The sequence below is a fragment of the Roseovarius sp. B-10 genome (assembly GCF_056859295.1).
Genome location: NZ_JBSXOE010000037.1, coordinates 39,824 through 59,050, shown reverse-complemented (window position 1 = coordinate 59,050; position 19,227 = coordinate 39,824). Strand labels below are relative to the sequence as shown.

The following is a 19,227-nucleotide window of genomic DNA, read 5'->3' as shown; positions in this document are numbered from 1 at the left end:
GCCCCGTGCCGATCGGGGAGGTGACCATGCCTACCAGCGCGTTCGCCTTGGTCCTGCTTACGCCGTTCATCGCGATCTTTGCCTATGCAGCCTGGCACGAATGGCATCGGGTGCGGGAGGATGGGCACAGCAATTACGGCCTCGCCTACGATCCCGAGACCGACAGCACCCACGTCACCCTCCTGGAGGAAGGTGCGAGCGGGTACGACCCGGAGACCGAGAACGCGGGGGACGACGACGGCGACACCGGACAGGACGAGACGCGGTAAGCGCCGCCGGGACCGGCTGTCGGATCGGGGTGCGGGGGGCGTGAGAGCAGGCCATCTCCCGCGCGGTCAAACCGTGGGCGTCCCAGCCATGCCTGGCCGGAATGCCCCGGTTTTTCCGGGCTTATTCTGCCGCCTGCGCTGCGCTCGCGTCGATCTCGGCGGCGCGTTTTTCGACCTCTTCGACGATATGCGCGATCATCGCGTCGTTCGACATCTTGTGGCTTGCCTTGCCTGCGAGATAGACCATGCCGTGCCCCGCGCCACCGCCGGTAAATCCAACGTCGGTCATCAGCGCCTCGCCGGGGCCGTTGACCACGCAGCCGATGATGCTGAGGCTCATCGGCGTCTTGATATGCGCCAGCCTCTCTTCCAGCTCCGACACCGTGGCGATCACGTCGAAGCCCTGCCGCGCGCAGGATGGGCAGGAGATGATGTTGACGCCCCGGTGCCGCAGCCCTAGCGACTTGAGGATGTCATAGCCGACGCGCACTTCTTCGACCGGGTCGGCCGACAGGCTTACGCGGATCGTGTCGCCGATTCCGGCCCAGAGCAGGTTGCCCAGCCCGATCGCGCTCTTGATCGTGCCGGACATGAGCCCGCCCGCCTCGGTGATGCCGAGATGCAGCGGCGCGTCGGTCGCGTCGGCCAATTGCATGTAGGCGGCGACGGCCATGAACACGTCGGACGCCTTCACGCTGATCTTGAAATCAAAGAAATCGTTGTCCTCAAGAATGCGGATATGGTCGAGGCCGGATTCCACCATCGCGTCGGGGCAGGGCTCACCATACTTGTCCAGGAGGTGTTTCTCAAGGCTACCGGCGTTCACACCGATCCGCATCGAACAGCCATGATCGCGCGCCGCAGCGATCACCTCGCGCACGCGCCGCTCGTCGCCGATATTGCCGGGGTTGATCCGCAGGCAGGCTGCGCCCGCCTCCGCCGCCTCGATGCCGCGCTTGTAGTGGAAATGGATGTCCGCGACGATTGGCACCGGGCTTTCGCGCACGATCTCGCGCAGGGCCCGCGACGACGGCGCGTCGGGCACCGAGACGCGCACGATGTCGGCCCCCGCCTCGGCGGCGGCCTGCACCTGCGCGACGGTGGCGGCCACGTCGGTGGTGGGCGTGTTGGTCATGGTCTGCACGGTGATCGGTGCCCCGCCGCCCACCGGGACCGAACCGACCATGATCCGGCGGGATTGGCGGCGTTCGATATTGCGCCACGGGCGGATGGGATTGTGCGTCATGGCTGGCCCCGTTGGGTTGGGATGCTCTCCCGGTCCAGATAACCTGCCGGGCCTGTCGGGACAACCGGGCTATTGCTGCGGTTCTTGGGGCAGCTCTGCGACGACGCGCATCAGGTCGTTATCCGAGTCCGGGTCGGCGAGCGTGTAGCGCTCGGTCAGCGCATTGGGGGCCAGCGCCAGGTTCGCGGTTACCGCACCGCGCGGGCCTGCGGGGCCGTAATGCTCGCCGTTCACGGCGAAATAGACTGCGCCGGATTCGCCCACGCGGATGGTCGGCGGCTCCTCCGTGCCGGGCACCTCGTAGGTATCGCCCGCGTTCATGATTCCCTCGAAGATCACGCTGCCGTCGGCGGCGCGCACGCGCACCCAGGCCGGGCGCACGGCGACGACCTGAACCTTGTCGGGCGCGCCTTCTACCACCTTTGGCACCACCGCCGGGGCATCATCGGTCGTCTGCTGCGCCGCGAGCAGGGCGCGTTCGATGGCGCTGTCGCGGTCAGCCTTGGGCGGGGCGGGGCTCAGCGTGCCTACCTTGCTCGGGTCGAGCATCGAGATCGGCGCGTCGCGCGCGACCATCACCGGCACCTCGAGCGGGCTGGGCCGATAGAGCCGTGTCAGCCGGTCCTCGCGCGGGGCCTCGAATCCGCTCGGGGCCGCGTCCGTGTCTACCGCTCGGTCCAGTGGATCGAGTTCGGCAAGCACCAGCGGCGTGTTCTCTACTGGCGAGAGCCGGACCTGCTGCACCTGCCGAAGCACGCTCCAGCCGCCATAGCCGATGGCCCCGATGAGCGCGACCAGGACCAAGGCCGAGCCGATGGCGCCCGGCTCGATCCGCGACAGCACGCTTTCGCGCGCGGGGGCGAAGGGCGTGCCTATGCCCGACAGGGAATCGCCCGCCGCAGGTCTGGACTTTGGTTCCTTCCGGGGCGCGGCGGGCCGGTAGCGTGACGACGCCTGTTCGGACATGCCATGCGCGATGGAAAACCCCGATTCAGTGCAGAACGCGGCAAAGGCGCGGTCAGGGTCCATGCCGAGATAGCGCGCGTAGGAGCGCACGTAACCGGGGATGAACCCGGGTGTGTCAAAAACGGAGGGGTCGGCATTCTCGATGGCGGCCACGTAATTGGCGCGGATGCGCAACTCGCGCTCGACATCCAGAAGCGATTTTCCAAGGGTGGCGCGCTCGCCGCGCATCAGGTCGCCAAGACGCAGGTCATAGGCGTCGAAACCGCGGATATCGGCCTCTTCGGTGTTCGTGTCGAGCGTCCGACGGCGGCCTATCATGTGCCACGAGCCTCTTGCATGTCCCTGCCTAGGAACCGATATCTACGATTCGGCTTACAACCTTTTGTTTAGGACACGTTAACACAAGGCAAGCGGCATTGCACGTCTGCGTGCTTCACCCGGCGCATTCGGCGCGATTCAGCGCACACTGGCTCCATAGTGCATCCATTCCGCGCACCAGCGCATCCATCTCGCGGGGACCATGCACCGGCGATGGTGTAAAGCGCAGCCGTTCGGTGCCGCGCGGCACGGTGGGGAAATTGATCGGCTGCACGTAGATGCCGTAGCCGTCGAGCAGCATGTCCGAGAGCGCCTTGGTATGCACCGGGTCGCCCACGATCACCGGCACGATATGGCTGCCGTGGTCGATGATCGGCAGGCCCAGCGCCTTGAGCCGGGTCTTGAGGATCTTGGCCTGCGTCTGGTGACGCTCGCGCAGCTTTTGCCCCTCGGCGGTCTTGAGAAAGGCGACCGAGGCCCGCGCCCCCGCCGCGAGTGCCGGGGCGAGCGAGGTCGAGAAGATAAAGCCCGGCGCGTAGGAGCGCACCGCGTCGCACATCTTGGCGCTCGCGGCGATATAGCCGCCCATCACGCCATACGCCTTGGCCAGCGTGCCGTTGATGATGTCGAGCCGGTGCATCAGGCGGTCGCGCTCGCAAATCCCTGCGCCGCGCGGGCCATACATGCCCACCGCGTGCACCTCGTCGATATAGGTCAGCGCGCCAAATTCATCCGCCAGATCGCAGATCGCCTCGATGGGGCCGAAATCGCCATCCATCGAGTAGACCGATTCGAAGGCGATGAGCTTGGGCGCGGCGGGGTCGTCGGCGGCCATCAACTCGCGCAGATGCGCCACATCGTTGTGCCGGAAGATGCGTTTGGCGCCCCCGTTGCGGCGCACGCCCTCGATCATGCTCGCATGGTTGAGCGCGTCGGAATAGATGATGAGGCCGGGAAACAGCTTGGGCAGGGTGCTCAGCGTCGCGTCATTGGCGATATAGGCCGAGGTGAACAGCAGCGCCGCCTCCTTGCCGTGCAGATCGGCCAGTTCCGCCTCCAGCCGCTTGTGATAGACGGTGGTGCCGCTGATATTGCGCGTGCCGCCAGACCCGGCACCGGTGGCGTCGATCGCCTCGTGCATCGCCTCGAGCACCACTGGGTGCTGCCCCATGCCGAGATAGTCATTGCCGCACCAGACGGTGATCGGTTGGTCCGACCCGTCGGGCCTGCACCACGTGGCATGCGGGAAATTGCCGTTCTCGCGTTCGATGTCGATAAAGGTGCGATAGCGCCCCTCCTCGTGCAGACGCGCGATTGCCTGATCCAGCTTGGCCACGTAATCCACTGGCATGTCCTTCCCTTCGAGAGCCGTCGGTGCTTCGCCCCTATGCCCATTATCTAGTCAATTTCCGGGGGCTTGTATACCGTATCACCCGGATGAGAACAGGCTACAAAACGCCGCGACCCCTCACCTTGACATGGGTCAAGCGTCTGGACAGCGCCGCCGCGCCTGTTACCCTCGCCGCTGACCACAGCATCAAACAGTCCGAAAGGCCCGGCCCATGACCCTACCCGCGACGCTTGCGCATATCGACACCTCTCTCGACGCGGCGCTCGACCGGCTCACGGGGCTTTTGCGCATCCCCTCGATCTCGACCGACCCGGCCCATGCGGGCGATTGCGAGGCCGCCGCCGACTGGCTCGTGGCCGACCTGCAAAGTCTTGGCGTAAAGGCGGAAAAGCGCGCCACCCCGGGCCGCCCGATGGTGGTAGGCCATGTCGAGGGCGACGGGCCGCACCTGCTGTTCTACGGCCATTACGACGTGCAGCCCGTGGACCCGCTCGATCTGTGGCACAGCGATCCCTTCGCCCCCGAAATCCAGGACACCGATAAGGGCCGCGTGATCCGCGCGCGCGGTGCCTCGGATGACAAGGGGCAGCTCATGACCTTCGTCGAGGCGTGCCGTGCCTGGCAGGCGGTCAACGGCACGTTGCCCTGCCGGATCACTTTTTTCTTCGAGGGCGAGGAAGAATCGGGCTCGCCCTCGCTCATCCCCTTCCTGCGCGAGAACGCGGACGAGCTTTCCGCCGATCTCGCGCTGATCTGCGATACCTCTATGGTGGCGCCCGGCGTGCCGTCGATCGCGTCGCAGCTTCGGGGTATGCTCAAGGACGAATTTACCATCCAGGGCCCCTCCATCGACCTGCATTCCGGCCATTACGGCGGCCCGGCACTCAACCCGTTGCGGGAAATCTCCCGCATCATCGCGTCTTTCCACGACGATCAGGGCCGCGTCGCGGTCGAGGGCTTTTACGAGGGCGTGCACGAGGTGCCAGACGAGCTGCTGCGCCAATGGCAAGACTGCGGTTTCGACGAGGAGGAATACCTCTCCTCGGTGGGCATGACGCAGCCGCATGGCGAGGCGGGTTATTCCACGCTGGTGCAGCAATGGGCACGCCCCACGCTGGAAATCAACGGGCTCTGGGGCGGCTACCAGGGCGCGGGCACCAAGACGGTGATCCCAAGCAAGGCGCATTGCAAGCTCACCTGTCGCCTTGTCGGGGACATGGACCCCGACACGCTGCGCCGGAAAATTCGCAAGCATGTGGAGGACCGGCTGTCGCCGGACGCGAACATCACCTGGAACCAGGACCTCGACGGCTCTCCTGCGGTGGTGATGAACACGAACCGCCCCGAATTCGAGGCCGCGCGGCAGGCGCTGTCGGATGAATGGAATCGCGAGGCGGTACTCACAGGCATGGGCGGCTCGATCCCGGTCGCGGGGTTCTTCAAGGAGATCCTCGGGCTCGACGCGATGCTGATCGGTTTTGCGCAAGAGGATGACGCGATCCACTCGCCCAACGAGAAGTACAACGTGACGAGCTTTCACAAGGGTATCCGAAGCTGGGCACGGGTGCTTGACGCGCTGGCGAGATGATCCCGGGCTTCACCGATCACCAGACCGATAACGTTGGCTACAGCATGGGTGGCGAGGGGCCGCCAGTGCTGCTTATGCACGGGTTTCCGCAGAGCCGCGCCATGTGGGCGCATATCGCACCGGAACTGGCGCTGAGCCACACCGTGATCTGCCCTGACCTGCCTGGATATGGCGCCTCGGCCAAGCCCGGCAGTCTGGACGCCTACAGCTTCCGCGCGATGGCGCGCGAGATGGCGGGTCTCATGGACAGCCTCGGTCATGACCGCTTTGACCTCATCGGCCATGACCGGGGTGCGCGCGTAGCCCACCGGCTCGCGCTCGATGCGGGCCACCGGGTGCGCAGCCTTGTGCTGATGGACATCATTCCAACGCATACCCTGCTGTCCGATCTGCGCTGGCCGGTGGCGCAGTCCTATTACCACTGGTTCTTTCTTGCCCAGCCATACCCGTTCCCCGACCGCATGATCGAGGCCGACCCGGATGCGTTCTTTTACGCCTGTCTGCTCGGGTGGGGCGGCGCGCAGCTCGCGGATTTCGATGCGGATCAACTGGCGCAATACCGCGCGGCCTGGCGCGACCCCGACACCATCCGGGGCATGTGCAACGATTATCGCGCCACGCTCGCCCGTGACATGGCCGATGACAGCGCCGATGCGGACGCCTGCATCGCCTGTCCCACGCTGGTCCTTTACGGTGCGCAGGGTGCGATGGCGCGGCACTACGACGTGCCTGCCGCGTGGGCCGCGAAATGCCGCCATATGCAGGCACAGGCGATCCCCGGCGGCCATTTTTTTCCCGACACCAACCCCACCGCCACCTGCACCGCCCTACAGCCGTTCCTCGACGCGCGCGCGCGTTGAAACACGTCTAGAACGGCATGCGCGACTCTCGCTCAACGCCGGTGTATTGTTAATTTTAACAATGGCTTAGTGGACTCATTTGACATGTGGATCAGTTCGAGACAGGCTCGAAGGGTAGGTTAACTGGAGGGAGAAAATTATGACCCCATTCGTCAAACGCACATTCACGGCGCTCGCCACCACCAGTATTCTGGCCCTCAGCGCGACCGCCGCGACCGCCGATACATGGCGATACGCCTTTGAGGAGGCGCTTGAGGACGTGCAGGGCGTCTTTGCCCAGAAATTCAAGGAAGAGGTCGAGGCCAATTCCGACCACCAGGTGCAACTCTTCCCCTATGGCACGCTCGGTGAATCCGCCGATACGATGGAACAGGCGCAGGCCGGCATCCTGCAATTCGTCGATCAGAGCCCGGGTTTCACCGGCTCGCTCATCCCCGAGGCGCAGGTCTTTTTCGTCCCCTACCTGCTGCCGCAGGACACCCAGGCGCTCGGTGAATTTTTCCGCACCTCGAAGGCGGTCAACGAGATGTTCCCCGAGCTTTATGCTGAGCAAGGGCTGGAGCTGCTGGCCATGTTCCCAGAGGGCGAGGTCTGTGTGACCACGCAGGAACCGGTGACCGAACCGGCAGACCTCAACGAGGTCAAGGTGCGCGTGATGACCAACCCGCTGCTTGTCGAAAGCTATCAGGCGTTTGGTGCGACACCCACGCCGCTGCCGTGGGGCGAGGTTTACGGCGCGCTCCAGACCGGCATCATTCAGGGGCAGGAAAACCCGATGTTCTGGAACTGGTCCGCCAACATGTATGAGGTGTCCAAGGTCATCACCTGTCTGGGCCACAACAACTTTACCACCGCCGTGATGGCCAATCAGGACTTCTATGACGGCCTCTCGGACGAGGAGCAACAGGTCGTGCAGGATGCGATCGACGTGGCGTTCGATCACATCATCGACTACCAGAAAGGGCTGCACGAAGAGAGCATCAAGAAAATCAAGGACGCCAAGCCCGAGATCGAGATCAACGTGCTCAGCAAAGAGCAGCGTCAGCCGTTCATCGAGGCTGGCAAACAGGTCGAAGACCGCTTCATCGAAATGACCGGTGAGAGCGGCAAGAAGATCCTTGACCAGATGAAGGCCGACCTCGAAGCCGTGACCGAATAACACCGGCACCACATCGGGGGCGGCCCGCATCCCGCCGCCCCCGCACCCATATTTTACAATTGATATTCACGGGGAGGGTCAGCCGTGAACGACAAGCCTGAAACGGACGGCGCGTCACCGCCGGAAGAACCGATACGCGCCACACCGTCAGTGGACGCCTATTCTTCGACGCTGCCTGGATTTCTCGGCACCATCGACAACCTGATTGCGCGCGTCGAGGCGATCATGCTTGCGGTTGGCGTTCTTCTCATGGCGGCCAATACCGTCGCCAACGTGGTGGGGCGTTTCGTCTTTCAGAACAGCATCTTCTTTTCCGAAGAGCTTAACCGCATCCTGATCATCCTGATCACCTTCGCGGGGATCAGCTATGCCGCCCGGCAGGGGCGTCACATCCGCATGTCGGCCATCTACGACGCGCTGCCGCCCAAGGTGCGCAAACTCATGATGATCGTGATCGCGCTGGTGACGGCGGTGTTCATGCTGGGGCTTTGTTATTACTCCTTCAATTACATCTTAACGCAGGCCGGGCGCGGCCGTGTCCTGCCCTCGCTGCAAATCCCCGTGTGGATCACCCTTGTCTGGGTGCCCGTCGGCTTCTTCATGACCGGGCTGCAATACCTGCTCACGGCCATCAAGAACATCCTGTCCAGGGATATCTACCTCTCGACCGCCGTGCTTGAGGGATATGACGACAACGAGATGGAGGTCTGAGCCATGGCTGTCACGATTTTCTCGATCATGATCGTCCTGCTTCTCCTCGGCTTTCCGATGATGATCCCGCTCATCGTCGGGGCCTTCGTGGGCTTCTACACGCTGTTTGGCGGGTTTGGTCAGCTTGAGACGATGATTCAACAGATCATGGCGGGTATCCGCCCCGCCTCGCTGATCGCGGTACCGATGTTCATCTTTGCCGCCGACATCATGACGCGCGGGCAATCGGCGGGGCGGCTGATCGATCTCGTGATGGCCTTCGTGGGCCACCTCAAGGGGGGGCTCGCGGTATCGACGGCGGCGGCCTGCACGATGTTTGGCGCGGTCTCGGGCTCGACCCAGGCGACGGTGGTCGCCATCGGCTCTCCGCTGCGGCCCCGGATGCAGAAGGCCGGCTATAACGACAGTTTCATCCTCGCGCTGATCGTCAATTCGTCGGACATCGCGTTCCTGATCCCGCCATCCATCGGGATGATTATCTATGGCGTCGTCTCCAACACCTCGATTGCCGAGCTGTTCATCGCGGGCATCGGGCCGGGTCTGCTGATCCTCCTGTTGTTCTCGATCTATTCGTGGATCTACGCGGTGCGCAACAATGTGCCCACCGAGGAAAAGACAAGCTGGCCGGACCGCGCCCGTGCCATTCAGCACGCGCTCTGGCCGCTGGGCTTTCCGCTGATCATCATCGGCGGCATCTATGGCGGCATCTTCAGCCCGACAGAGGCGGCGGCAGCCTGCGTGCTCTACGCGCTCATCCTCGAAGTGTTGGTGTTTCGCTCGCTTGACCTCTCTGGCGTCTACGACACGGCGAAATCCACCGGGCTGATCACGGCGGTGGTGTTCATTCTCGTGGGTGTCGGGGCGGCGTTTTCATGGGTGATTTCCTTTGCCCAGATTCCGCAGGAAATCCTCGGGTCCATAGGCATCGACCAGATGGGACAGATCGGCGTGCTCTTTGTCATCTCCATCGCCTTTTTCATCGGCTGCATGTTCGTCGATCCGATCGTGGTGATCCTCGTGATGGTGCCGATCTTCGCGCCGGTGGTGGACTCCGTGGGCCTCGATCCGGTGCTGGTGGGCACGATCATCACGCTTCAGGTCGCCATCGGCTCGGCCACGCCGCCCTTTGGCTGTGACATCTTTACCGCTATCGCGGTATTCAAGCGGCCGTATTGGGAGGTGATCCGCGGCACGCCGCCCTTTATCTTCATCCTGCTCTCGGTCGCCGTGGCGCTGATCTACTTCCCGCAGATCGCGCTCTTCCTGCGCGATCTGGCCTTCGCGAAATAACCCCGAGGAGAACGTCCATGTTCAAATCGATTCTTGTGCCCTTCGACGGCTCGCCCAACGCGAAGAATGCTCTCGACAAGGCAATGGAAATGGCCCGCCTCACCGACGCGGCTTTGACCATCCTGACGGTTTACCGCCACCACTCGATGCTCGAGGCGTCGCTGTCGATGGTGCGGCCATCCGACCCCGGCAATCTCGACGATATCATGTCGGCCCACGCCCGCGAAGTTGCTGATTATGCCAAGAAGCACGCGATCGACTCCGGCTTTGCCGAGGTCCGCGCGTTCATCAAGTCCGGCCCCACCTCGCGCACCATTGTCAAATTCGCCAAGGAACACGAGAACGACCTGATCGTGATCGGCAGCCGCGGCATGGGCTCGGTCGAGGGTTATCTGCTCGGCAGTGTCTCGCACAAGGTGACAGGGCTGTCTGACATCCCCGTTCTGGTGGTCTGACAGGCATCGGACGGGTGCGGAACATCATCCAAACGGGATAAAGAGTGGCGCGGTTGACGGGGCTCGAACCCGCGACCTCCGGCGTGACAGGCCGGCACTCTAACCAACTGAGCTACAACCGCGTGAGCGGCTGGATAGGCAAGCTGCGCGCCGCCGTCAATCCCGAAATCTCCGGGTGCGCGCATTTCCCGTCACCCGGGCTCAGGGGTGTCCCGACCTTACCCGAAAACCGTGCCAAAGGTGCCGCGGTAGAGTGTCGAAAGCTCGGCAAGCGGCGCCTCGACCCGGCCCATGCGCACGGTGTCGCCAGTGAACCGGCCCACGCTCGTGAGCGGCACGCCTGCCTTGCCAGCCGCGATCATCAGCGCCTCGGCCTGGTCGAAATTGCAGGCGATCAGGTAGCGGCCCTGGTCCTCGCCGAATAGCGTGCCCATGTCGTCCGCGTCGAGATGGACGCCCACGCCTGCCGCCTCGGCCATCTCGAAGGCGGCGAGCGCGAGCCCGCCATCGGAGAGATCGGTGCAGGCGCGGATCAGCGCGTGGTTGTCGCGGATGAAATCGCCGTGGCGGCGCTCGGCCTCGAGATCGACGGGGGGCGCGTCGCCCTCGGCGCGGTTGAACACTTCCGAGAGGATCGCCGATTGCCCGAGATGGCCATGCGTCTCGCCAAGCACCAACGCCACATGGCCTTCGCGCGCCTGACCGAGGATGGCCGTGTCGGGATCGCGGATCAGGCCCACCGCGCCGATGGTGGGGGTGGGCAGGATCGCGGTGCCGTCGGTCTCGTTGTAGAGCGAGACGTTGCCCGACACGATGGGCATGTCGAGTGCTGCGCAGGCGGCACCGATGCCGCGGATCGCGCCGACGAACTGGCCCATGATCGCGGGTTTCTCGGGGTTGCCGAAGTTGAGGTTGTCGGTGCTAGCGAGCGGCACGGCGCCCAGGGCCGTGAGGTTGCGGTACGCCTCGGCCACCGCCTGCTTGCCACCCTCCTCGGGGTTGGCGGCAACGTAACGGGGGGTGACGTCCGAGGTGAAGGCCAGCAGCTTTTCTGTGCCGTGGACGCGGATCACGCCCGCGCCGAGGCCGGGCGTGCGCACCGTGTCGGCCATCACCATCGTATCGTATTGCTCGTAGACCCATTGCCGCGCGCAGTAATTGACCGAGCCGATCAGCGCCTTGAGCCCGTCGATGGGATCGAGCGCCGGGACGCTGTCGGGGTCGAGCGGGGCAGGGGGCTCTGCCTCGGTGAAGGGGCGGTCGTATTCGGGCGCCGAGGAGGCGAGGGTGGAGAGCGGCAGATCGGCCTTGATGCTGTTGCCGTGCAGGATGAGAAAGCGATCCTCGGCGATGGTCTCGCCGACGATCGCGAAATCGAGATCCCATTTCTCGAACACGGCGCGGGCCTCTGTCTCTTTCTCGGGTCGCAGCACCATGAGCATGCGCTCCTGGCTCTCGGACAGCATCATCTCGTAGGCGGTCATGGCGTCCTCGCGCTGTGGCACGCGGTCGAGATCGAGGCGGATGCCGAGCCTGCCCTTGTCGCCCATCTCCACCGCCGAGCAGGTGAGGCCTGCCGCCCCCATGTCCTGGATCGAGATCACCGCGCCGGTGGCCATCAGCTCCAGACAGGCCTCCATCAGGCGCTTTTCGGTGAAGGGGTCGCCCACCTGCACGGTGGGGCGCTTTTCCTCGATGCTTTCGTCGAACTCTGCCGAGGCCATGGTCGCGCCGCCGACGCCGTCGCGGCCGGTCTTGGCCCCGAGATAGACCACCGGCATGCCAACGCCGGAGGCCGCCGAGTAGAAGATGGCGTCCGCGTCGGCCAATCCGGCGGCGAAGGCGTTGACGAGGCAGTTGCCGTCATAGGCGGGGTCGAAGCGGACTTCGCCGCCCACCGTGGGCACGCCGAAGCAGTTGCCGTAGCCGCCGATCCCCTCGACCACGCCATGCACGAGTTGGCGGGTTTTCGGGTGGTCGGGGGAGCCGAAGCTCAATGAATTCATCGCCGCAACAGGGCGCGCGCCCATGGTGAAGACGTCGCGCAGGATGCCGCCCACGCCGGTCGCAGCCCCCTGGTAAGGTTCGATATAGGAGGGGTGGTTGTGGCTCTCCATCTTGAACACCACGGCCTGCCCGTCGCCGATATCGACCACGCCCGCGTTTTCGCCCGGTCCGCAGATTACCTGTGGCCCGGAGGTGGGCAGGGTGCGCAGCCATTTCTTGGAGGATTTGTAGGAACAGTGTTCGTTCCACATGGCCGAGAAGATGCCCATTTCGGTGAAGGAGGGGTCGCGCCCGAGAATTTCGAGGATGCGGTCATATTCCTCTGACTTGAGGCCGTGGGCGGCGATCAGGTCGGGCGTGATATCGGGCTCTTGCATCGGCGTGGTGTCCCCTCGGCTGGCGCTTTGCGCGCCTGTTTATGCGATCGGCGGGCCGGGGGAAAGGGGCAGAACCCGGCTGCCCGCAGGCAGCCGGGGGGCGCCGGGCCGGTATGGAACGGCCCGGTTGCGGTGTTGCGATGCCTAGTCGTTCGAGGCGGTGGCCCGGGCATTGCCCGAGGCCTGCGCTTCGACATTGCTGCGCAATTCGGCGGCAGTCATGGCGTTGACCAGCGTGTCCTCGCTTTCTGCCTTCAGACTTGCGGCCTCGAAGGCCAGCGTCTCGACGGACAGGCCGACCGACTCGTCCAGGGAAACAAGCGCTTGCACGCTACCGTCCGCGGGGTCGGTCCGGGCGCCTTGCACGGTGCCGATCACCTGACCGTCGGCAGACACGACCGTCGCCCCGGTGATTTCCGCAGCGTTTTTCCCGGCCAGGCCGAGTGCGACGCCGAGCTGGGCGCGCCCGCTTGTGCCCGCGCCGACATCGCCGGAGCTGTCGCCGTCGATGCCGAGGCTCGCGGTTCCGCTTGTGTCGGCGCTCGCGCCCACATTGCCGTCGACAGTGCCGCCTGTACTTGCGCCGACACCCACGCCTGCACTTCCGTCGGTGCCAACGCCGACGCTTTGGGCGTGGCCAATGGTAGCTAGTCCGGTGCTCAGCAGAAGGGTTGTTGCGATGGTCCGGAGTTTCATGGTGGTTCTCCTTTCGCTTGCCAGTGCATTTCTCGAGATCGCACCTTGGCGGAGTGCGTTCGTTGCCGTTTCGGCCTTTCGAGACTGGGTACGCCTTCGGGCGCTCTCAAGATCGGTCGGCGGAATGGCGTGCCAGTTGGCAGATTCCCGCGAGAACGGCCCTCGCGCATCGGCGGTCAGTTGCCTGAACGCCAGCCCGTGTGAAACATCGGCGGGCTTTGGCTCGTGTTTTTCGGGCCAGATGAGGGAAAAGCGGCCCGGCACGAGGCCGGGCCGCTGACGGGCCACTGGGTCAGGACATGCTCGCCCTGCCCGCTGGCCGGGTTACATGCGCTGCGTGGCAACGCGTTCCGCCACGTTCTTGCGCAGGTCCTTGAGGGTCATTGCGTATTCCAGATCGCCGACCTCCTCGACACTGAGTGCGCTTGCCCGGAAGGCAAGACGGTCGGCCGCCAGACCGGCCTCTTGGCGGACATCAACATAGATCAGGTGGTCTGATCCCGCATTGCCCATGGTGCCGCTCACCTCGCCAATGACATAGTCATCCACCGAGCTGAGCGTGGCCCCATTTTCTGCCTCGACAAGGATGTTCTTGACGAGGGTCTTCTCGGCCTCGGTCAGGTCCTTGCCCATGAGGTCAAGTTCGGACGGTGAAGCCGCTTCCACGTCGATATTGTTTGGAATCTCTGGCAGATCGGCATTTGCCCTGGGCAGATTATCCACCTGGCTTCCGACAGCGGGATCGTCGATCCGCTGCGCGGAGTCCTGTGCAAATGCCGTGGGTGCGGCGAGGGCCGCTGCGCTGGTCAGGGCCGTGGCGAGTGCGAGGTCACGAAAGGTCATTCTTTCCTCCTTTTCTGCAGGCGTTTTCCTGCGGGTTTCGGGGGCGCGGTTTGCGCCGTTTCACGCAACCGAGGTGGGAATTCAGGCGATCCGTGTCAGGGGGCGGTGTGAAAATTCCTATATTTCGCAATATCTTGCTGATATTCGACCGATCTGTCAGCATCTCGATGCCGACGACCCGCCGTCAAGCGGCGGTTTCACCGGATCGTGACCGGGAAAGGGGTTGAAGGATTGATTTCGCACTCGGGTTTGGCTCAGATGCGCGAAACACGGAAAGGGCAGCCATGGATATCCTGGAAAATTCACTGCGTGGTACGGGCATGGACGAGCGTGGCCTGGCGGGGGCGCCGTGGCCGAGCGTCGATGCGGCGGCGGTGCAGGGGTTGCTGGCGCGCTGTCCGGCGGCGGCAGAGACGCCGCTGGTGGCGATGCCGGGATTGGGCCCGGACCTGTGGGTCAAGGACGAACGCGGGCGCATGGGGCTGGGCAGCTTCAAGGCGCTGGGGGCGGCCTACGTCATCGCCTGCGACGCCGCGGCCACGGGGGCAGAGGATATGGGCCGCGCGCTGGAAGGGCGGTCATACGTCACCGCGAGCGCGGGCAATCACGGGCTGTCTGTGGCCGCGGGTGCGCGCGTCTTTGGCGCGCGGGCGGTGGTCTACCTGGCCGAGACGGTGCCCGAGAACTTTGCCGCGCGGCTGCGGGGCAAGGGCGCGGAGGTGGTGCGCGCCGGGGTGGATTATGCGGGCAGCATGGCGGCGGCGGAGGCGGCGGCCGCAGCGGGCGACGGCACGCTTTTGTCCGACAGTTCGTGGCCGGGATACATGGCGCTGCCGCACCGGCTGATGGAGGGATACCTGGCGATGGCCGCCGAGATCACCGCGCAATCGCCCGCGCCCTTCGACGTGATCGCGCTTCAGGCCGGGGTCGGTGGGCTGGCCGGGGCGGTGGCGGCGCATGTCCGGGCGGTCTGGGGGGATGGCCCGCGGATCGTGGTGGTGGAGCCGGAAGTCGCGCCCGCGCTGGTCGAGAGCATCCGAGCGGGGCGGCCGGTGGAGACGGAGGGCCCGGTCTCGAACATGGGGCGGCTCGATTGCAAGGCGCCGTCGCTGATTGCGCTGAAGGGGCTGGCGCGGGATGCCGACGCCTTTGCCACCGTGACCGAGGACGAGGCGGCGCGCGTGCTGCCCGCGCTGGCCGAAAGGGGCATGGCGACGACGGAATCGGGGGCGGCGGGTGTGGCCGCGCTGATGGCGATGGGGCTGGGGCCTGAGACGCGGGCGCTGGCCATCATCAGCGAGGAGCCCGAGGCGTGAGCGGTTTTGGAGAGCCCGAGTATCGCGCGCGGCTGGCACGGGCGCAGGCGGGCATGGCAGAGGCGGGGCTGGGGGTGCTGCTGCTGACTACCGAGCCGGAATTCCGCTATTTCAGCGGGTTTCTTACCCGGTTCTGGGAGAGCCCGAGCCGGGACTGGTTTCTCATGATCCCTGCCTCGGGCGATCCGGTGGCGGTGATCCCGGAAATCGGCGCGGCGCTGATGGCGCGCACATGGATTGCCGATATCCGCACCTGGCCCGCGCCCGCGGGCGACGGCGTGCCGCTTCTGGCCGATGCCTTGCGAGAGATCGGAGGGCCGGTGGGGGGGGCCTCGGGGTCGGAGAGCCATTTGCGGATGCCTTTGGGCGATTTCGCACGGCTCAAGGCGGTGAGCAAGCTGGAGTTCAACGATGATCGCGGGATCGTGGCGGGGCTGCGGGCGGTGAAGTCGGCGACGGAGATTGACCGGATTGCGCGCATCTGTGCCATTGCCGGGCGGGCCTTTGATCGGGTGGGCGAGATAGCCGGGCCCGGCGTGCCGCTCGACCGGGTGTTTCGCGATTTCCAGCGGCTGCTACTGGAGGAGGGGGCCGACTGGGTGCCCTACCTCGCCGGGGGTGCGGGACCGGAGGGCTACGCGGACGTGATCTCGCCGGCCGATGCGCGGCCGCTTGCGGCGGGGGACGTGCTGATGCTCGATACGGGCGCGGTGTGCGACGGGTATTTCTGCGATTTCGACCGGAATTTCGCGATCGCTCATGCGCGCCCGGCGCAGCGTGCGGCCCATGCGCGACTGATCGAGGCGACGCAGGCGGGGCTGGCGGCGGCGCGGCCCGGGGCGCGGGCCTGCGATGTATGGCGCGCGATGGCGGATGTGGTGGGCGAGGGTGACGGGCGGCTGGGGCACGGGCTGGGGATGCAGCTGACCGAGGGGCTGTCGCTGATGGCGGGTGACGAGACGGTGCTGTTGCCCGACATGGTCATCACGCTGGAGCCGGTTGTCGCCACCGCGCCGGGGCGGATCATGGTCCACGAGGAGGTGATCGCGATCACCGACGGGCCCGCCCGCGCGCTGTCGCCGCTGGCGGGGGCGGACCTGCCGGTGATCGGGGGCTGAGGCGGGCCTACTCGGGGAGGTAGCGTTCGAGTACGATGGTGGGCATCGCGCCGCGCAGCATCCTGTCGGGCAGAACGTAGGACGGGGCCATGTCGAGTCCGAGATCGCGGGCGAGCGTCACCTCGCGATCCATGTCGAACAGCGTGGCGCGAAAGCTCATCCGCGCGGCGAGCGCCTGCAACTCCGCTTGTGCCGTGGCGCAGTCGGCGCAGTCGGCGCGGGTGAAGAATGCGATCCGAGTTGGCGCGCCCGCCGGGCCGAGACCGGGCCGGTCGGGATCGAAGAGGTGAGGCGCCGCGCGGGCGAGCAGATCGAGATCGCGGGCTATCTCGGCCCCGTAGAGATCGAGCGGCGGGCGTGGCGTGGCGGTTAGCCCCGAGAGCAGGTCCGGCGTTGCGATGAGCGCTGCGCGAATCGCCTCGCCCAGCGGGCTGCGCGAGGTCGAGGGCACGTCCTGCGCGCCCGCAGCGGTGACGGCGGCGACGGTCAATAGCGCCGCCCCGGTCCAGGCGTGTGGCATGGCCTATTGCGCACGGATTTCGTCGGCGACCTGCTGCATCGCGTCCTGCGGCAGGTAGCCGCGCAGCATCCGGTCATCCATCACGAAGGAGGGCGTACCGCTGACGCGCAGGCGCTGTCCAAGCGCGTGGTTGGCGGCGATCACCTCGGTCACGGCGTCGCTCTGCATCTCGGCGATGATGGCGTTTGCGTCGAGCCCGAGCGCGTCGGCGAGGCGGGTGAACCCGGCCTCGTTCATCGCGCCATTATAGGTCATCAGCGCGTCATGCACGGATTTGTAGGCGTCGTCGCCAGCCACCTGTTTCGTGGCGATGGCAAAGCGCGACGCGGCGACCGATTCCTCGCCGAGGATCGGGAATTCCTTGAGGATGAAGCGGATGTTGCCATCCTCTTTCACGAGGTTTTTCACGTCCTCGAAAGCCCGGCGGCAATAGCCGCATCTGTAATCCATGAACTCGACCAGTGTGATGTCGCCGTCCGGGTTGCCGCCGACCCAGTCATGGGGCGCGTCGAAGAGCGCTTCGGCATTGGCGCGCACGAGTTGAACATCCGCCTCTGCCTGACCGGTGGCCTGACGTTCCTCGAGAACGGCCACCGCCTCCATGATGACTTCGGGGTTCTCGAGCAGGTAGGCGCGGATTTCCTTGCGCAGGAGCGCGCGGTCGGCGTTGCTCAGATTGTCGAGGTCGAGCGCATGGGCGGGCAGGGACATGCCGAGCGAGAGCAGGGCGGCGGTCACGAGTCGGTAGGGTAGGGTCACTTTGTCACTTTCTCCGTTTCTCGGCGGCGTCCGCGGCCGCAAGGATGTCTTGTGCGCGCTGCCAGCCTGGCGAGCCCCGAGGCAGCAGGCCGCTGGCGCGTTCGGCGTGTATCCTAGCATCTTTGAGACGGCCTGCCATCGCATAACGCTCGGCGGTGAGGACAGAGGCCATGCCGCGATTGCCCATCTGCGCCTCGGCCTGAGCGAGGTCGCGCAGCACGCGGATGTCGCGCCCGTCGCGGGCGCGGGCCTCTTCGAGCCGGCGGGCGGCCTGCTGCACCTGCCCGTCGGCAAGCAGCGCGCGCCCGTAGGCGCCGAGGATGAGCGCGTCGCGTGGCGCGAGGTTCGCGGCGCGGGCATAGGCGGCGACCGCAGGCTTGATCCGGCGGCTTTCCATCAGGATTTGGCCGCGCAACTCGTGCAGGTAGGGATCATCGGGCCGCCGCGCGACGGCCGCGTCGATGGCCGGCAGCGCACGACCGAGATCAGAGAGGCGGTGATACGCCACCGCCTGTCGCATAAGGCGCACATCCTCGAAGCCCGATTCGCCCGCGCGCGTCAGCGTCCATTTCGGCGAGCGCTGGAAGGCCGAGAGCTTGCCCTTGGTGCGGGCAAACCAGTATTCGGCCTCGCGGTCGGGCCTGGCCTCGCCCGATTGCGCCTCGGCCAGCGCGCGTACCCGGCGAAACCGGTCGCGCGATAATGGGTGGGTGCGCGCATAGGCGTCCTGCCGCGTCAGCGACAGCGATTCCTGTCCGCGGAAGAGATCCATCACCTGCACCGCGCCTGAGAGGTTCACGCCGGCGCTGTTCAGATAGCGCATCCCGCTGGTATCGGCGGCGTTTTCCTCGGCGCGGGTATGCGAGAAGAAGCTGCGCATCGCCGCGCCCTGTATCCCCGCCGCCGCACCGGCGGCGAATTCCCCGCTGCCCGCGGCGGCCCCCGCGATGCCCGCGAGGATCGTGCCGAGTGCGGCGGCGTTGCGGGCGTTGCGCAGGTTGATGGGGCGGCGCATCAGGTGGCCGTTGGAGATATGCGCGGCCTCGTGGGCGATCACCGATTGCAGCATTGCCGGGTTGTCCATCCGCAGGATCAGCCCGGAATGCAGGAAGATGGAATTGGCATCGACGACGAAGGCATTGAGGCTGGGAGCGTCGAGCACAAGGATATCCACCCGCTCGGGGCTGAGCCCGGCGGCACGCAGCACCGGTTCGGCCAGCATCTTCAGCCCGTGCTCGATATCGGGATCGCGCAACAGCGTGACGGCGCGCGCCGGGGCGGCGAGCGTCAGGACCAGCACCAGCAGTGCGGCGATAAATCGGATTGGCTGCATTGACCTTGCCTGCCTTTGTCAGTGAAACGGAGGCGTGCCGCACCC

The 19,227-nt window shown here is 65.7% G+C and carries 18 protein-coding genes and 1 tRNA gene; 9 read left to right on the top strand and 10 right to left on the bottom strand.

The features are described from left to right. Positions 1-26 precede the first annotated feature (26 nt). On the top strand, positions 27-269 hold the full coding sequence (locus tag AC13D8_RS14370) for a hypothetical protein (RefSeq protein WP_482969391.1): 243 nt from the start codon (positions 27-29) through the stop codon (positions 267-269). A 121-nt stretch (positions 270-390) separates the two neighbouring features. Here the strand turns inward: AC13D8_RS14370 and ispG are convergent, their stop codons facing one another. From ispG to hemA, 3 genes are all read right to left on the bottom strand, one after another. Next, complete coding sequence (gene ispG, locus AC13D8_RS14365) at positions 391-1,515, bottom strand: flavodoxin-dependent (E)-4-hydroxy-3-methylbut-2-enyl-diphosphate synthase (protein WP_482969390.1); 1,125 nt, start codon at positions 1,513-1,515, stop codon at positions 391-393. Positions 1,516-1,584: 69 nt separating this feature from the next. Beyond that, positions 1,585-2,799, bottom strand: a complete 1,215-nt coding sequence (locus AC13D8_RS14360) for a helix-turn-helix domain-containing protein (RefSeq protein ID WP_482969389.1) — start codon at positions 2,797-2,799, stop codon at positions 1,585-1,587. 115 nt (positions 2,800-2,914) lie between these two features. After that, a complete protein-coding gene (gene hemA / locus AC13D8_RS14355) occupies positions 2,915-4,144 on the bottom strand; it encodes a 5-aminolevulinate synthase (RefSeq protein ID WP_129432890.1) in 1,230 nt (409 codons plus the stop codon). A 217-nt stretch (positions 4,145-4,361) separates the two neighbouring features. Here hemA and AC13D8_RS14350 point away from each other — a divergent pair, with 217 nt between their 5' ends. The 6 genes from AC13D8_RS14350 (at position 4,362) to AC13D8_RS14325 (ending at position 10,213) form a co-directional block, all read left to right on the top strand. After that, positions 4,362-5,738, top strand: coding sequence for a dipeptidase (locus AC13D8_RS14350; protein ID WP_482969388.1), 1,377 nt, complete (start codon positions 4,362-4,364; stop codon positions 5,736-5,738). Beyond that, positions 5,735-6,598: an alpha/beta fold hydrolase gene (locus tag AC13D8_RS14345; RefSeq protein WP_482969387.1), complete on the top strand. Its 864-nt coding sequence runs from the start codon at positions 5,735-5,737 to the stop codon at positions 6,596-6,598. The genes AC13D8_RS14350 and AC13D8_RS14345 overlap by 4 nt, the downstream gene beginning before the upstream one ends. Positions 6,599-6,737: 139 nt before the next feature. Continuing rightward, positions 6,738-7,757: a TRAP transporter substrate-binding protein gene (locus AC13D8_RS14340; RefSeq protein ID WP_482969386.1), complete on the top strand. Its 1,020-nt coding sequence runs from the start codon at positions 6,738-6,740 to the stop codon at positions 7,755-7,757. A gap of 150 nt (positions 7,758-7,907) precedes the next feature. Continuing rightward, positions 7,908-8,468 (top strand): TRAP transporter small permease, encoded by a 561-nt coding sequence (locus AC13D8_RS14335; protein WP_482969457.1) that lies wholly within the window; start codon positions 7,908-7,910, stop codon positions 8,466-8,468. Between the two features lie 3 nt (positions 8,469-8,471). After that, complete coding sequence (locus tag AC13D8_RS14330; RefSeq protein WP_482969385.1) at positions 8,472-9,758, top strand: TRAP transporter large permease; 1,287 nt, start codon at positions 8,472-8,474, stop codon at positions 9,756-9,758. A 17-nt stretch (positions 9,759-9,775) separates the two neighbouring features. Beyond that, positions 9,776-10,213: a universal stress protein gene (locus tag AC13D8_RS14325; RefSeq protein ID WP_482969384.1), complete on the top strand. Its 438-nt coding sequence runs from the start codon at positions 9,776-9,778 to the stop codon at positions 10,211-10,213. A 45-nt stretch (positions 10,214-10,258) separates the two neighbouring features. Here AC13D8_RS14325 and AC13D8_RS14320 read toward each other — a convergent pair. The 4 genes from AC13D8_RS14320 to AC13D8_RS14305 all read right to left on the bottom strand — a co-directional run bounded on the left by AC13D8_RS14320 (position 10,259) and on the right by AC13D8_RS14305 (position 14,136). Beyond that, positions 10,259-10,335, bottom strand: a tRNA-Asp gene (locus AC13D8_RS14320). Between the two features lie 96 nt (positions 10,336-10,431). Then, a complete protein-coding gene (gene purL / locus AC13D8_RS14315) occupies positions 10,432-12,597 on the bottom strand; it encodes a phosphoribosylformylglycinamidine synthase subunit PurL (protein WP_482969383.1) in 2,166 nt (721 codons plus the stop codon). A gap of 144 nt (positions 12,598-12,741) precedes the next feature. Next, the gene (locus AC13D8_RS14310) at positions 12,742-13,293 is read right to left on the bottom strand and encodes a hypothetical protein (RefSeq protein ID WP_482969382.1); all 552 of its coding nucleotides are present in this window, start codon (positions 13,291-13,293) and stop codon (positions 12,742-12,744) included. Positions 13,294-13,617: 324 nt separating this feature from the next. Beyond that, positions 13,618-14,136 (bottom strand): phosphoribosylglycinamide synthetase, encoded by a 519-nt coding sequence (locus AC13D8_RS14305; RefSeq protein WP_482969381.1) that lies wholly within the window; start codon positions 14,134-14,136, stop codon positions 13,618-13,620. 284 nt (positions 14,137-14,420) lie between these two features. Here AC13D8_RS14305 and AC13D8_RS14300 point away from each other — a divergent pair, with 284 nt between their 5' ends. Continuing rightward, positions 14,421-15,452 (top strand): pyridoxal-phosphate dependent enzyme, encoded by a 1,032-nt coding sequence (locus tag AC13D8_RS14300; protein WP_482969380.1) that lies wholly within the window; start codon positions 14,421-14,423, stop codon positions 15,450-15,452. After that, positions 15,449-16,570, top strand: a complete 1,122-nt coding sequence (locus tag AC13D8_RS14295) for a M24 family metallopeptidase (protein ID WP_482969379.1) — start codon at positions 15,449-15,451, stop codon at positions 16,568-16,570. Before AC13D8_RS14300 ends, AC13D8_RS14295 begins: the two co-directional genes overlap by 4 nt. 7 nt (positions 16,571-16,577) lie before the next feature. Here the strand turns inward: AC13D8_RS14295 and AC13D8_RS14290 are convergent, their stop codons facing one another. From AC13D8_RS14290 to AC13D8_RS14280, 3 genes are read right to left on the bottom strand one after another with little or no spacing between them, the layout of a single operon-like run. Next, a complete protein-coding gene (locus AC13D8_RS14290; RefSeq protein WP_482969378.1) occupies positions 16,578-17,090 on the bottom strand; it encodes a hypothetical protein in 513 nt (170 codons plus the stop codon). 3 nt (positions 17,091-17,093) lie between these two features. Then, a complete protein-coding gene (locus AC13D8_RS14285) occupies positions 17,094-17,849 on the bottom strand; it encodes a DsbA family protein (RefSeq protein WP_482969377.1) in 756 nt (251 codons plus the stop codon). A gap of 4 nt (positions 17,850-17,853) precedes the next feature. Next, positions 17,854-19,182 (bottom strand): M48 family metalloprotease, encoded by a 1,329-nt coding sequence (locus tag AC13D8_RS14280; RefSeq protein WP_482969376.1) that lies wholly within the window; start codon positions 19,180-19,182, stop codon positions 17,854-17,856. Positions 19,183-19,227 lie beyond the last annotated feature (45 nt).